The sequence below is a fragment of the Nocardia sp. CNS-044 genome (assembly GCF_059570515.1).
In genome coordinates this window covers 598,222-612,754 of sequence record NZ_JCANSX010000009.1, presented here as the reverse complement: position 1 = coordinate 612,754, position 14,533 = coordinate 598,222, and the positions used below count along the sequence as shown (strand labels likewise).

Below are 14,533 nucleotides of genomic sequence, written 5' to 3'. Positions count from 1 at the left end.
CTCCTGACCCGCGGCGCCCGGTCCGCCGCGCGCCTTCACTATAGGGTCGCCCGCGCGCCGATCGCGGCGAATCCGCGGCTCCCTCAGTCCAATTCCCAGGTGGCGCGCACGCTCGCCGACACCTCCGATTCGCCGAGCTCGACCGGCACCGCCGCGGCGAACGCGACCTCACCCACCGGCGCCGACATGGCGCGCATCCGCGGCGCGAAAGGCGGTGCGGACGCGGCGTTCTCGGTGATCTCCAGCACCGAGCCCAGCGCCCGGCCCGCCCGCGCGGCGTACTGTTCGGCCTTGGCCAGCGCGTTGTCCCACGCCGCGTCGCGGGCCCGCGCGAGCAAACCCGCCTGATCGGCGAAGGTGAGGGTGAGCCCGCCGAGCCGGACGTCGTCGCCGCCCGCCTCCACCGCGTCGGCGATGATCGTCGCGGGCCCGGTCTCGGCCCCCGCTTCGGCGTCGATGTCGCGCAGCGCCACCGTCAGGTCGGCGGTCGCGAGATAACCCGTGATGCGGTTGCCCTGCCCCTCGGTCCACACCGTCTCGGTGCGCACCGACAGCCCACTCGTGGCGATGTCGGAGTCGGCGACGCCGTTTGCGCGCAGCGCCGCGCTGACCGCCGCGACCCGCTCGCCCGCCTGCCCGTAGGCCAGCGCGACCTTGCTCGCCCTCGTCTCGAGGGAAATGGTGACGCGCATCAGATCCGGGGTCGCGCGCACGCTGCCCTGCCCGAAGGTGGTGACCGTGCCGGTGTCGGACTTCTTCTTACTCACGTCGCTGCGCTCCTCGCTCGGCGGTATCGGTCCTCGTCGCTGGCTCAACGGATGAATCGGCTCAATAGTCCCCGCCGCGTACCGCGATCGCCCGCACGGCGGCGTCCATCTGGGCGTACGCGCCCGCCGCCAGCCGTTCCAGCAGCGCCAGCTTCAGCTCCGGCGCGCGTTCGGCGAGCATGTCGAAGCGGGCGGGGCTCAGCACCGCGACGCGGACGGCTGTCTCGGCCCGCGCCTCGTTCACGAACGGCGTGCCGACCAGCATCGGGATCTCCCCGAACGACATCCCCGCCGAGAGGGTGACCAGCCGGTGGGCGCGTCCGTCTGCGCCTTCGAAGCTGAGCCGGACCCGGCCCTCCAAGATCAGATACAGCCCGGAACGGCTGCTGCCGCGGTGGGCGATCACCTCGCCACGCGCGACGGTGCGCATCTCGAAATCCTCCGCCAGCCGCGCCCGCGCCTCGCGGTCGAGCGCCGCGAGCGCGGGATGCTCCTCGACCGTGATCGACGTGCACGCCGGTTCGTCGGCGGGACGGTGGCGGGCGAGCACGATGTCCTCGCACCACTCCGTGGCGGTGTCGCGGTCGATGAAGACCCGGCCGCGCGGGTCGGCGGGGTCCAGGCTCGACACCAGACGCCCCAGCTTGGCGTCCGGGTCCACCAGCGCGACCAGGCACCCGGTCGCGGCGAGTTCGCGTCGCAGCTCGTCGAGCATGGTCACCGCGATCACGCTGACCTCACCCACCCGGCGCAGGTCGATCACCAGCGCGTCCAGGTCTTCGGCCCGCTTCTCGATCGCGCGCACCGCGCCCTCGGCCCCCGCGAACAGCAGATCGCCGTGCAGTTCGTAGACCCTGGCTCGGTGTCCGTGCTCGTCGAGCACCGCGATCTCCTCGGTGCTGCGCCGCATCCGGGAGGGCACCTCCACCACCGTGTAGTCGGCGCGGATCGTCGTGCGCGCCGACCGGGTGACGTGCAGGAAGTGCAGTTCCAGCCGTCGCGACAGTTCCCGGCAGGCCGCGACACCGCGCACGCTGTTGCCGTGCCGGTCCAGGCGCGGGGAGTAGACGGCGATCCCGATCTGCCCGGGCAGCACCGCCAGGATGCCACCGCCGACCCCGCTCTTGGCGGGCATGCCGACGGTGCTCACCCACTCGCCCGCCGCGTCGTACATGCCGCAGGTCGTCATCACGCTCAGCACCTGTTCGGTCAGCGTGCTCGACAGCGCCCGCTCCCTGGTGAGCGGATTGACGCCGTTGTTGGCCAGTGTCGCGGCCATCACGGCGAGATCGTGGCAAGTGACGTCGATCGAGCACTGCCGAAAGTAGCGGTCCACCGCCTCGTCCGGATCGGAGTCGATGACGCCGAAGGAGCGCAGCAGGTAGCCGATGGCGCGGTTGCGGTAACCGGTGCGTGCCTCGGAGGCGTAGACGGCCTCGTTCACGCGCAGCTCGCGCCCGGCGAAACGGGAGTAGCAGCGGCGCACCCGCTCGAACCTCTCGGCGGCGTCGCGACCGTCGATCAGTGCGGAAGCGGTGATGGCGCCCGCGTTGATCATCGGATTGCGCGGACGCGCGGTCACCGGGTCCAGGCTGATCTCGTTGAACGCTTCGCCGGAGGGCTCCACGTCGATTCGCTCGGCCACCGCGGCGGGCCCGCGATCGGCGAGCGCCAGCGCGTAGCTGAACGGCTTGGAGATCGACTGGATCGTGAAGGGGACGTGCACGTCACCGGCGCCGTACACCCGTCCGTCGGCGGTGGCCACGCACAGGCCGAACGAATCCGCTTGCACCGCCGCGAGTTCGGGAATGTAGTCGGCCGGCTCGCCGGACCGGTCGGCCAGGCACTCGGCGTACACGTCGGCGACGATGCGTGCCACCACACCGGAATCGGTCGTTCGCGGAACCACTCGCTCGGGCTCGGCCACCCGACCACTGTATGGCCGTTCGCCGCGGGTGTGCGCGAACTTTGGGCCTACTCCGTCCGGCCCCGCGCGGGCGACAGGTACCGTAGAGCGCACGGCCGGACGGTTTCGTCCGGCTCGCGCGTGTCCAGTCTCACATGTCGCGACGAAGTCGGCTGGTGACAGGCAGTTGTCGGAAAGTGGCACTGTCACCGCTCCGTAGACTGATCGGATCAGAAGCGCTATCCGGAGGGAGCGAGTTCAGGTGGGAGTGCTTTCCCGGGTCGACACGCCCGAAGACTTGCGCCGGCTGAACGTGGCCGAGCTGAAGGAGCTGGCGGAGGAGATCCGCGAGTTCCTGGTGCAGAAGGTCGCCGCCACCGGCGGTCACCTGGGACCGAACCTCGGCGTGGTGGAACTGACCATCGCGCTGCATCGAGTCTTCGATTCGCCCGCCGACCCGTTGATCTTCGACACCGGCCACCAGGCCTACGTGCACAAGATCCTCACCGGCCGCAAGGACCAGTTCGACGGTCTGCGCAAGCAGGGCGGGCTGTCGGGCTACCCGAGCCGCGCGGAGAGCGCGCACGACTGGGTGGAGTCCTCGCACGCCTCCGCGGCGCTGTCCTACGCCGACGGTCTGGCCAAGGCGTTCCAGCTCACCGGACAGGGCAGGCACGTCGTCGCGATCGTCGGCGACGGCGCGCTCACCGGCGGTATGTGCTGGGAGGCGCTGAACAACATCGCCGCCGCGCCGGACCGCTCGGTGGTGATCGTCGTCAACGACAACGGCCGCTCGTACGCCCCGACCATCGGCGGCCTCGCCGAGCGGCTCACCGCGCTGCGCACCCAGCCCGCCTACGAGGTGGCCCTGGACGCGGGCAAGCGGATTCTCAAGAGCATTCCGCGGGTGGGCGAATCGGCCTATTCGATGGTGCACGCGGTGAAGGCGGGCATCAAGGACGCGGTGAGCCCGCAGGAGCTGTTCAGCGATCTCGGGCTCAAGTACGTCGGCCCGGTGGACGGCCACGACGTCGCCGCCATGGAGGCGGCGCTGCGCCGCGCCAAGGACTTCGGCGGTCCGGTGGTGGTGCACGCGGTCACCCAGAAGGGGCGCGGCTACGCGCCCGCCGAGAATCACGTCGCCGACCAGATGCACGCCTGCGACCCCATCGACCCGCTGACCGGTCGTCCGGTCGGCGGTCCGAAGGCGGTCGGCTGGACCTCGGTCTTCTCCGAGGAACTGATCGCGCACGCCGAACAGCGCGACGACATCGTCGCCATCACCGCCGCGATGCCCGGCCCGACCGGTCTGGCCGCGTTCGGCGAGCGGTTCCCGGACCGCATGTTCGACGTCGGCATCGCCGAACAGCACGCCATGGCGTCGGCGGCCGGTCTCGCGCTCGGCGGTCTGCACCCCGTGGTCGCGATCTACTCGACCTTCCTCAACCGGGCCTTCGATCAGCTGCTGATGGACGTGGCGCTGCTGAAGCAGCCCGTCACCGTGGTGCTGGACCGCGCGGGTATCACCGGTTCCGACGGCGCCAGCCACAACGGCATGTGGGACCTGTCGGTGCTCGGCATCATCCCCGGCATCCGCGTCGCCGCCCCGCGCGACGCCGCCACCCTCCGCGAGGAACTGGGCGAGGCGCTGGCCGTCGACGACGGGCCCACCGCGCTGCGCTTCCCGAAGGGCAGTGTGACCGAGGACATCCCGGCGGTCGAACGTCTCGACGGCGTGGACGTGCTGCGGCTGCCGGACGCCGAGGGCGGCTCGGCGCAGGCGCAGCGCGGCGACGTGCTGGTCGTCGCGGTCGGCTCGTTCGCCGAGACGGCGCTGCGGGTCGCGGATCTGCTTGCGCCGGAGGGTGTCTCGGTCACCGTGATCGATCCGCGCTGGGTGCTGCCGGTCTCCGACACCGTGGTGAAGCTCGCGGAGAACTACCGCCTGGTGGTCACCCTCGAGGACGGCGGCCTGCACGGCGGCATCGGCTCCACCGTCTCGGCCCGCCTGCGCTCCTCCGGTCTGGACGTCCCCACTCGCGACCTCGGCGTCCCGCAGCAGTTCCTGGACCACGCCTCGCGCAACCAGGTCCACGAGGAACTCGGCCTGACCCCGATCGACATCGCCCGGCGCATCACCGGCTGGCTCGACGCCAGCTGATCCCGCGATCTCGCGCGCCCCGCCTCGGATCCCGAGCGCGGGGCGCGCTGTGTTGTCGGCCCGAAATCCTCGCTCGGCCGCCCTCGCCGCCCGAGAGGGCGTCGCTTTCGGATCCTGATCATCGCGGGAGCGTGGGACAGTCCGCGGCCCGTCGGCCGCGACGTCATTGCGGCAGGCGTGAGCAAGACGGTGAGCCGGGGGAGGGCGAGTTCGACGCTACCGAGGCAGAAGGCCGTCGAGTGGGACGTTCGACCCCGCGAGGTCGGGCAGCCGCAGGTATGAGTGCGACGGTGAGCCAGAGCGGCGGTGGCGCGCTGTCAGGATGGGCCGTGATCACGCAGGGTCAGATGGGCGTGGTGGCTGGTGTGCGGTGGTGAGCCGAGGGCGATCGGCTCGCGCTGTCAGGGTGGGCCGCGACCACGCGCGGTCAGGCGGGCGTGGTGGCTGGTGTGCGGTGGTGAGCCGAGGGCGATCGGCTCGCGCTGCCGGGGTGGGCCGCGACCACGCGCCGTCAGGCGGGTGTCGGCGCCAGAGCGGTGGTGAGACGGGGGACGGCGAGTTCACGTTGCCAAGGACGGGCCCCGCCGGACTTGAGGAAACCGTCGACCGCGGCCGCGAGTTCGGCGGTGTCGCCGCGATCGTATTCCGGCAGTCCGTCCCAGCACAGTCTGCGGACCAGGTCGGGGGAGAGCAGGTTCTCGACCGGGATGGCGTGCTCGAGCGAGAGCTCGCCCATCGCGGCGCGGGCGCGGGCCAGGCGGGCCGCGGCGATCGGGTCGCGGCGCTCCCAGCGGTTCGGCGGGGGCGGACCGTCGAACGGCTGGGTCAGCGGGGGCAGCTCGCTGTCCGGCAGTCCGCGGGCGCGATCGATGGCGCCGAGCCATTCCCGCGAATACCGGCGCTGGCGCGGGCCGCCGAATACCGGGAGGGCGCGCAGCTGGGCGATGGTACGCGGGTCGCCGGTCGCGGCGGAGACGATGGCAGAGTCCGGCAGGATACGGGCGGGCGCGACGTCACGGGCGCGGGCCAGCGCGTCCCGCGTCGTCCACAGCTCGCGCACGACCGCGAGCTGACGCGCGCGGCGCAGGGTGTGGATGCCGGAGGTGCGCCGCCAACGGTCGGCCTTCGGCGCGGGCGGTTCGGTGGTGCGGATGTGCTCGAATTCCTGTGCCGCCCAATCGGTCTTGCCCTGCACCTCCAGGTCGGCGGCGACCTTGGCGCGCAGCTCCAGCAGCAGTTCCACGTCCAGCGCGGCGTAGTTGAGCCATTCGGCGGGCAGCGGGCGGGTCGACCAGTCGGCGGCGCCGTGGCCCTTGCGCAGCGCCCGTCCCAGCAGCTTCTCGACCATCGCGGCCAATCCGACCCGCTCGTATCCGGCCAGCCTGCCGCCGAGCTCGGTGTCGAACAGTCGCGCGGGGCGCAGCCCCAGTTCCGCGAGCCCCGGCAGATCCTGATCGGCCGAGTGCAGCACCCACTCCAGGTCGTTGATCGCCTCGGCCAGCGGTGTGAGCGCGTCCGTCACCGGGATCGGGTCGATCAGGAAGGTGCCCGCGCCCGCGCGGCGCAGCTGGATCAGGTAGGCGCGCGCGGAGTAGCGGAAGCCCGAGGCGCGTTCGGCGTCGACCGCGAGCGGACCGGTGCCCGTCGCAAGCTTCGCGGCCGCCGCGGCGACCTCGTCCGCGGTGGCAAGGACCGGCGGCACTCCATCGACGGGGGCGAGCAGAGGTTCCGCTGTGCTGTCTCCCGCGCGCCCGTCTTCGGGCTGGTCTCCTACCGGCATAGACCTGAACTTTACGTTGTGGTCAGTTGTGGTCGTTGCTGGTATACGACTGCGGGCGCAGATGGGTGATCCCCGCGGGCGGTAGACCCGCCGAATAGGCGAGCACTTCGCAGAACGCTTCGACGTGCGGACGCATCTCTGTGGTCAGCGCGGTCCACGAGGCGCGCAGCTCCAGTTGGTGGGCGCGCGGCGGGCCCGCGATGTCGCCGTAGCGCACCGAACTCGTCGAGGTGACGGTGCCGCCGAGCGCGGTGAACGGCTCGGAACGCGACTCGAGCGCGTCGACCAGCCAGCTCCAGGCCACCTCGGGCAGCAGCGGGTCGGTGGCCAGCGCGGCGTCGATATCGGCCTGGATGTAGGCCACCAGACGGAACACCCCGTGCCAGGCGTCGTCACCGTCCGGGTCGTGCAACAGGATCAGCCTGCCGAACGCGTCACCCTCGGAATCGACCGGAACCACGGGGGTCTCGGGATGTTTGACTTCGGCGCCGATGGCGTAGGAGAACGGCGCGAGGCGTTGCGGCGGCCGGATGGGCGCGAGCTCGATCCGAGGATGCACGGTTGCGGTGCCCATCGCCTCGACCGCGGCGCGAAATGGAGCAGGTTCGCCTTGGGGGCCTTCGGTCGGTGCGGCGCCGTCGCGGAAGTCGAGCGGTGTCACAAAAGCGACGGTAGACCTTGTGCCCCCGGCGCGGGCGGAGGCGCGCCGCTGACGCCCCGTCACGGCCCGGTTCGGCCGGTCCGTGGCCGCCCGCCGGGCGCGCATACGATAGCGGTGATGAGCACCTACACTCGCCGCCGGTTGACCGACGCCCCGTTCCTGGCCGCCGCCACCGGCGCCACCCCGAGTCGGCGCCCGGTGTGGTTCATGCGCCAGGCCGGACGATCGCTGCCCGAGTACCGCGAACTGCGCGCGGGCATCGGCATGTTGGAGTCCTGCTTCGACCCGGAGCTGGTGTGCGAGATCACCATGCAGCCGATCCGCAGGCACGGCGTCGACGCGGCGATCTTGTTCTCCGACATCGTCGTTCCGCTCAAGGCGGCCGGCATCGACCTCGACATCGTGCCCGGCGTCGGCCCCGTCGTCGCATCGCCGGTGCGCACCCACGACGACGTGCGCGCGCTGCCCCGGCTGCGGCCCGAGGAGGTGCACGCGGTCACCGAGGGCGTGCGCCTGCTCACCGACGCGCTGGGCCAGACCCCGCTGATCGGTTTCGCGGGCGCGCCGTTCACCCTGGCCTCGTACCTCGTCGAAGGCGGGCCGAGCAAGCACCACGAGCGCACCAAGGCGATGATGCACGCCGACCCCAAGACCTGGCACGAACTGCTCGGCGCGCTCACCGACATCACCATCGTCTTCCTGCAGGCGCAGCTGGCCGCGGGCGTGGACGCGGTGCAGCTGTTCGACTCCTGGGCGGGCGCGCTCTCGCTGGCGGACTACCGGACCTTCGTGCTGCCGCACTCCGAGCGGGTGTTCGCCGAGATCGCCGACGCGGGCGTGCCGCGCATCCACTTCGGCGTCGGTACCGGCGAGCTGCTGGGCGCGATGGGCGAGGCGGGCGCTGACGTGGTCGGCGTCGACTGGCGGGTCCCGCTGACCGAGGCGGTCCGCCGCGTCGGCGCCGGAAAAGCCTTGCAGGGCAACCTGGATCCGGCCATCCTCTTCGCCGGGCCCGAGGCCGTCGAAGCCGAGGCCAGGCGCATCGCCCGCGAGGCCGATCAGGCGATCACGATGGGCGCGACGGGCCACATCTTCAACCTCGGGCACGGCGTCCTGCCGGATACCGACCCCGGCGTCCTCACCGCCCTGGTCGAGCTCGTCCACGAGCTCTAGAACCGCCGCTTCGGTCGCGCCGTCGCGCCGAGGTCACGGCGGCGAGCGGGTCTGTTGGCGCGGCGCCGAGCGGCCGTGCGGGTGCAGCGGCGTTCGTGCGCGCGGGGCGTCGGACCGCTTGCGCTGGGCTGTGGTCGGGCCGGGAGTGACGAATCGGACAGCGGGGCGGCGGCGGAAAAGATCGGCGAACGGGATACCGTCGCAGACATGAGGATCGCGATTGTCGGCGGTGGGATCAGTGGTCTCGTTGCGGCGTACCGGCTGCGCACGCGGCTCGGCGCGGACGCCGACATCGTGGTGCTGGATCGCGCAGAACGACTCGGCGGCATCCTGCACACCGGTGAAATGGGCGGGGAGCCACTGGATCTGGGGGCGGAGGCGTTCGTCGGACGCAGGCCGGAAGTACCCGCGTTGCTCGGCGAACTCGGGTTGACCGACCAGCTGGTGACACCCGCCGGGCGGCGTCCCCTGGTCTGGGCCGGTGGTACGGCGCACCCGCTGCCGCCGCGCACCCTCATGGGCATTCCTTCCGACGCCGAGTCCCTGCGCGGCCTGGTCGACGCCGACACGCTGGCGCGGGTCGCCGCCGAACCCGAGCGCGCACTGACCTGGTACCCGGACGCCGACCTGGACGTGTACAGCCTGGTCGCCGACCGGTTCGGCAAGCAGGTCGCCGAGCGCAGCGTCGACCCGCTGCTCGGCGGGGTGTACGCGGGCAGCTCCCGCTCCATCGGTGTCCGCGCCGCCCTGCCCGGCCTGGCCGCCGCGCTGGACGCGGGCGCGCCGAGCCTGACCCACGCGGTGGCCGCCGCGCTGCCCCCACCGTCGAACGAGCCGGTGTTCGGCGGCATCCGCGACGGGTATCGGGTGCTGCTGGACGCGCTGGCGGAGGCCGCGGCCGCCCGGTTCGTCACCGCGACACCGGCCACCCGCCTCGCCCGCGCCACCGGCGGCTGGGTACTCGATCCGCTCGGTCGCGTGGACGCCGTGGTGCTCGCCACCCCGGCGCCGGTCACCGCCAAGCTGCTGCGCTACGTCGCGCCGGGGGCGGCGGACGCGGCCGCCGGGATCGAGCTGTCGTCCTCGGTCGTCGTCGCGCTGTCGCTGCCGAGGGACACCGCGCTGCCCGACAACTCCGGCATTCTGGTGGCGACCGGAGAACCCCTGCGCGCCAAGGCCTTCACGCTGTCCAGCCGCAAGTGGCCGCACCTGGCCGAGCGCAAGACCGCGCTGGTGCGCGCCTCCTTCGGCAAGTTCGGCGACGACGCACCGCTGTCCTGGTCGGACGCCGACCTGATCGCCGCCGCCACCGAAGACCTCGCTACCGTCACCGGGGCCGTGATCGATCCGGAGGAAGCGATCGTGCAACGCTGGCCCGGCGGTCTGGCCCAGTACGCCGTCGGCCACGTCGACCGCATCGCCGAAATCGAGTCCACCACAGCCGATCTCGACGGCCTCGCACTGGCGGGGGCCTACCTGCACGGAGTCGGCGTCCCAGCCTGCGTCGCCTCCGGTGAGAACGCCGCACGCCGCATCGCCGAATCGCTCGCCTGATCATTTCCCTCGCCGCGACGGCGCCGACGGGCCGACACCGATCCGACTCCCGTTCGGTGCTGCGCCACCCGACGGCGCGACTCGGCCCGCCGAGCGCTGCGTCACCGACGGTGGCGCGTCGTCCCGATGTCGTGCGCAATCGCGAAACTGCGGGGTCCAACCCGGGCACCGACGGCGGAATCGTTCCGGGATTCCGCTCTGCCGCGCGGGCACCCCGATGCGCTGCACCGACAGGCCCGCCCCGAGCACCGGGGTGCGGTGGCCGCAGTGGCACGATAGGAACCATGGCGCGACTCGACTATCAAGCTCTCAACTCCACCATTCGCTACCTGATGTTCTCGGTGTTCCAGGTGCAGCCGGGCGTGCTTGGCGAGGATCGCGAGGCAGCCGTCAAGGAGGCGCGCGCGTTCTTCGACGGGCTCGCCGAGCGCGACGTGGTGGTGCGCGGCATCTACGACGTGGCGGGCATGCGTGCCGACGCCGACTTCATGATCTGGACGCACGCCGAGCGGGTGGAGGACCTGCAGTCGGCCTACGCGGACTTCCGCAGGACCACCGAGCTCGGCCGGGCCAGCGACCCGGTGTGGAGCAATGTGGCGCTGCACCGCCCCGCCGAGTTCAACAAGAGCCACATCCCGGCGTTCCTGGCCGGTGAGGACCCGGGCAACTACATCTGCGTGTACCCGTTCGTGCGCTCCTACGAGTGGTACCTGCTGCCCGACGAGGAGCGTCGCAAGATGCTGGCCGACCACGGCAAGGCCGCCCGCGGCTACCCGGACGTGCGCGCCAACACCGTGAGTTCGTTCGCGCTCGGCGACTACGAGTGGATCCTCGCCTTCGAGGCGCCGGAACTGCATCGGATCGTGGATCTCATGCGCGATCTGCGGGCCACCGAGGCGCGCCTGCACGTCCGCGAAGAGGTGCCGTTCTTCACCGGCCCGCGCGTGGAGGTCGACAAGCTCATCGCGGCGCTGCCCTGACAGACGCCGCAGTGCGTGCCCCGAGATTTCGGGGCATGCACGGCGCGTCGGCGAACCCGTATTCTGCGCTGAGCGTTCGGTCGGCTACCCGGCTGCGCTGTCCGAGGGGTGCAGCCGCAGAGCGATGGAGTTGATGCAATAGCGCTGGTCGGTGGGCGTCGGATAGCCTTCGCCCTCGAACACGTGGCCGAGGTGGCTGTGGCAGTTCGCGCACAGCACTTCGACCCGGTGCATGCCCAGCGAATTGTCCGAACGCAGGATCACCGCGTCGGATTTCGCCGGATCGAAGAACGACGGCCATCCGCAGTGCGACTCGAATTTCTCGGTGCTGCGGAACAATTCGGCGTCGCAGGCGCGACAGCTGTATACGCCCTCGGTCTTGGTGTCGGTGTACTCACCGGTGAACGGACGTTCGGTCGCGGCCTCGCGTAGCACCGCGTACTCCTCGGGGTCCAGCTTGGCGCGCCACTGCTGCGGCGTCAGCTGGAGCCGTGGCGCGGGCAGGGACGTTTCGGCGTCGGAACTCATTGCTCCACGCTAATACGTTTCTCCTCGGCAGGCTCCGATCCGTTGGGTGAGCTGGACGAAGCCTGGGCCTGCGTCCGGTCGGCGGGCGCCGCGACGGAGTCGCCCGCGTCGTCGGACGCCACGTCCGCCTCGGCGCCGTCACGACTGTCGGGCGCGGTCCGCATCCACACCGGATCGATGCCGAACGGCAGACGGCCTTCCCGGCGGGCGGCCAGATAGCGATCGCCGAGCACGCAGAACACCACGATGAGCAGCAGGCTCCAGCCGAACGTGATGCGCAGGTACTCGAGGTTGCGTCCGAAACTCTGCCAGCGGTCCGACAGCCACTTGTCGTAGGACATGAACCCGAAGATCGCCAGCCAGGCGGGCCAGTTGCGCAGCACCGAGTTGCGCAGCACCACCGACATCAGGAACGGGAACAGCATCATCGAGTAGTACATCTGGCCGAGACCGGGCAGCAGGAACATGGCGGTGAGCAGCACACCCGAAGACGTGGTTACGAAGAACAGCTCGTCGTCGCGGTACCAGCGGTACAGAATCCACAGCGAGATCGCCACCAGTCCGGCCATCGTGAGGCGGATGCCCCAGGCCAGCGCGTCCGGCAGGCCGTAGTAGGCGGCGTTGCCCGCGATCGCGCTGTTGAAGTAGTCCCTGGTCTCCATGAGGTAGGGGAGGGTCCTGGTGAAGAACTGCTCGGGGTCCTTCAGCAGCGGCCAGGCGATCGCGGTGAGTGCGACGGGCACGCCGATGGCGGTGATGAAGACCTTCCACTGTCCGCGTGCCGCCGGGATCAAGACCAGCGGCGCCAACACGGGTTTCACGGTGATGCTCAATCCGAGTATCGCGCCCGCCCACAAATCGCGCCGAGCCAGCAACAGGTGCAGGAAGAGCAGCTCGGCCAGCAGGATGCAGCCGTTCACATTGGTGAAGACCAGCGTATTGATGACCGTCTCGGACATGAACATGGCCAGCAGCAGCGCGGGCGCGGCCACCGACTTCAGCGTGTACTTGAACAGTCGCAGCAGCAGATACCAGGCGAGCAGAATGGCGGCGGCGTTCAGCAGGATGAAGCACCAGCGCGATTTCTCGGGATCGATCAGCGCGAGGGGCGCGATGAGCAGCGTGCCGCCCGGCGGATACAGGTAGTGCGGGTCCACCGTGTCGAAGTTGGCGGTGTAGACCGGGCGACCGTTGAGGAAGGCCAGCGAGGCGTTGTAGACCGGCTTGTAGTCGTCGGTGATGAACCCGTTGACAGCCTTGATGAATACCCTATTCAGCACCGTCATGACCGCGAGAGGCCAGAGTGCGAACTTGATCACCTCGGCGGTGGTGCGAGCGGTGCGAGGCTCGAGCTGTCGAAGTAACACTGGGGCACGGTACACCGGATGGGCGGCGCTCAGGTTGCCGGGATATGTCTCGGCGCGGCGAGACACGCCATGCAATCAGGCTATGACCGGGGCGTTCAGGCCGGACAGGCGCTGCCGTCCTGCGGCAGTCGCGCCTCCTTCAGGTAGTCCAGCAGCATTCGCTGCGCGCAGCCCGAGTGGGTGAACACCGGGTGCCCCCAGCCCTGCCAGGTCGTCGACGCGTGCCGCGCGCCCGCGGCGCCAAGCGCGCCCGTCACCGAGGCCTGACCGCCGTTGCCCACCACCGGGTCGGCGATGCCGCCGAACACCAGCACCGGAAGGGTGAATTTCTCCGGCAGCGGCGGCGCGCCCGCGACCGGCCACGCCGAGCAGGCCATCAGCGCGATCGCCGCGCTCCGGCCGAACACCGGATACTTCTGACCCCACGCGGCCGTCAGCTCGGACGCCTTGCTGGGGGTCGGCGGTTGCTGAATGTCGGTGCAGCGGTTGACGAACTGGCCGTCGCTCGCGGTTGCCGCCGATTCGCGCAGCACCAGGTTGCCGAGCGCGGCCCGGTCGCCACGCCCGGCCGCCGAGAGCGCGTCGGCCAGTTCGGTGATCCGGTTGGACTGATCGGCGCGCGGCGATCCGAGGAAGCCGCTGATCGCGGTGAGCAGCGCGTTGGCGGAGATGTCGCCGAGACCGCCCTCGCCCGCCCTGCGGACCAGGTCGGTGATCGCCGCGCGCGGGTCGGGCCCGAGCGAGCAGCCCAGCCCGGTGCAGCGCTGGGCGAACGCGGTGAGCGCCGCTTCCGCGCCTTGCAGGCGCTGCTCCTCGGCGGTGACAGCGTCGGCGCCGACGGCCTCGGGGGAGTCGAGCGCCAAACGGGCCAGGTGATCGCCGAACTTGCGCGCGTAGCTGAGCGCGACGCGCGCGCCGTTGCCGGTGCCGAGCAGGTCGATGTGCTCGACCTGCCACTGCCTGCGCAGCTGTTCGATGTCGTCGGCCGCGTGCGGCGCGTCGAAGGTGCCTTCGTAGGGCTGCAGGAAATCGCGGCAGGAGATGGTGGCCTCCCGGCTCAGCCCGGCCACCGCCTGCACCGGATCGGCCGCGTCGGGTCCGAACTGGGCGTTGTCGGCGAGGCCGCGCCGGATGTCGGGTGGCAGGCAGTCGATCGGCTGGGAGGTGCCGAGGCCGCGCCGGTCCACCGCGACGATCGGGCGCGCGCTGAGCACTGCGCTCGCCGGACCGACAGCGAGACCGGCGAGCGTCGCGGTGGACGAGCGGTCCGTGCCCGAGGTCAGGACCAGCGGTGCGACGTCGGTCGGGGTCTGGGGGAGCCGGGCCCGCATCGCGCCGGTGCGGAAGCTGCCGAGCACGCTGCCCGCGGCATCGATCGGCGTGGAGTACTCCGCGCAGTCCAGCACCAGACCGGCGGGCGCGGGGCCGAGGCCGAGCAGATCGAGGGTCGGCGCGGTGCACTCGCGCCAGCTCAGGTCGGTCTTGGGCACCTCGGCGTTGGGCGGCGGGGGCGGGGTCGACGCCGAGGTCTCTCCGCCGCCGACGGCCGGATGCTCGACGGCGACGACGGGACGATCGGACGGGCCCGCGCCGCATCCGGCGATCATCATCGACAGTGCCGAGGCCAGCACGGCGGCTCGAGTCCAGCGCATGCGC

11 protein-coding genes are annotated in these 14,533 nt (G+C 71.2%); 4 read left to right on the top strand and 7 right to left on the bottom strand.

Annotation, left to right across the window (positions count from 1 at the left end; genetic code table 11):
• Positions 1-83: 83 nt before the first annotated feature.
• On the bottom strand, positions 84-767 hold the full coding sequence (locus T333_RS25515; RefSeq protein ID WP_357256428.1) for an SIMPL domain-containing protein: 684 nt from the start codon (positions 765-767) through the stop codon (positions 84-86).
• A gap of 61 nt (positions 768-828) precedes the next feature.
• Complete coding sequence (glsA, locus tag T333_RS25510; protein WP_496426082.1) at positions 829-2,694, bottom strand: glutaminase A; 1,866 nt, start codon at positions 2,692-2,694, stop codon at positions 829-831.
• 241 nt (positions 2,695-2,935) lie between these two features.
• Between glsA and dxs the strand changes: the two genes are divergently transcribed.
• Positions 2,936-4,834, top strand: coding sequence for a 1-deoxy-D-xylulose-5-phosphate synthase (gene dxs / locus T333_RS25505; RefSeq protein ID WP_354999609.1), 1,899 nt, complete (start codon positions 2,936-2,938; stop codon positions 4,832-4,834).
• Positions 4,835-5,345: 511 nt separating this feature from the next.
• Here dxs and T333_RS25500 read toward each other — a convergent pair.
• Entirely contained in the window at positions 5,346-6,614 is a 1,269-nt protein-coding gene (locus T333_RS25500) for an HRDC domain-containing protein (protein WP_496426081.1), read from the bottom strand.
• A gap of 22 nt (positions 6,615-6,636) precedes the next feature.
• Entirely contained in the window at positions 6,637-7,188 is a 552-nt protein-coding gene (locus T333_RS25495; protein ID WP_496426131.1) for a DUF3000 domain-containing protein, read from the bottom strand.
• 204 nt (positions 7,189-7,392) lie between these two features.
• Here T333_RS25495 and hemE point away from each other — a divergent pair, with 204 nt between their 5' ends.
• From hemE to hemQ, 3 genes are all read left to right on the top strand, one after another.
• Positions 7,393-8,448, top strand: a complete 1,056-nt coding sequence (gene hemE / locus T333_RS25490) for a uroporphyrinogen decarboxylase (protein WP_496426080.1) — start codon at positions 7,393-7,395, stop codon at positions 8,446-8,448.
• A 207-nt stretch (positions 8,449-8,655) separates the two neighbouring features.
• A complete protein-coding gene (locus T333_RS25485) occupies positions 8,656-10,002 on the top strand; it encodes a protoporphyrinogen oxidase (protein ID WP_496426079.1) in 1,347 nt (448 codons plus the stop codon).
• Positions 10,003-10,286: 284 nt separating this feature from the next.
• Complete coding sequence (gene hemQ, locus T333_RS25480) at positions 10,287-10,982, top strand: hydrogen peroxide-dependent heme synthase (RefSeq protein WP_357256430.1); 696 nt, start codon at positions 10,287-10,289, stop codon at positions 10,980-10,982.
• Positions 10,983-11,066: 84 nt separating this feature from the next.
• On the opposite strand, the gene msrB is transcribed toward hemQ, so the two are convergent.
• From msrB to T333_RS25465, 3 genes are all read right to left on the bottom strand, one after another.
• On the bottom strand, positions 11,067-11,510 hold the full coding sequence (msrB, locus tag T333_RS25475) for a peptide-methionine (R)-S-oxide reductase MsrB (protein ID WP_067779651.1): 444 nt from the start codon (positions 11,508-11,510) through the stop codon (positions 11,067-11,069).
• A complete protein-coding gene (locus tag T333_RS25470; protein WP_496426078.1) occupies positions 11,507-12,877 on the bottom strand; it encodes a glycosyltransferase family 87 protein in 1,371 nt (456 codons plus the stop codon). The genes msrB and T333_RS25470 overlap by 4 nt, the downstream gene beginning before the upstream one ends.
• 95 nt (positions 12,878-12,972) lie before the next feature.
• The gene (locus T333_RS25465) at positions 12,973-14,529 is read right to left on the bottom strand and encodes an alpha/beta hydrolase (RefSeq protein WP_496426077.1); all 1,557 of its coding nucleotides are present in this window, start codon (positions 14,527-14,529) and stop codon (positions 12,973-12,975) included.
• Between the last annotated feature and the right edge of the window lie 4 nt (positions 14,530-14,533).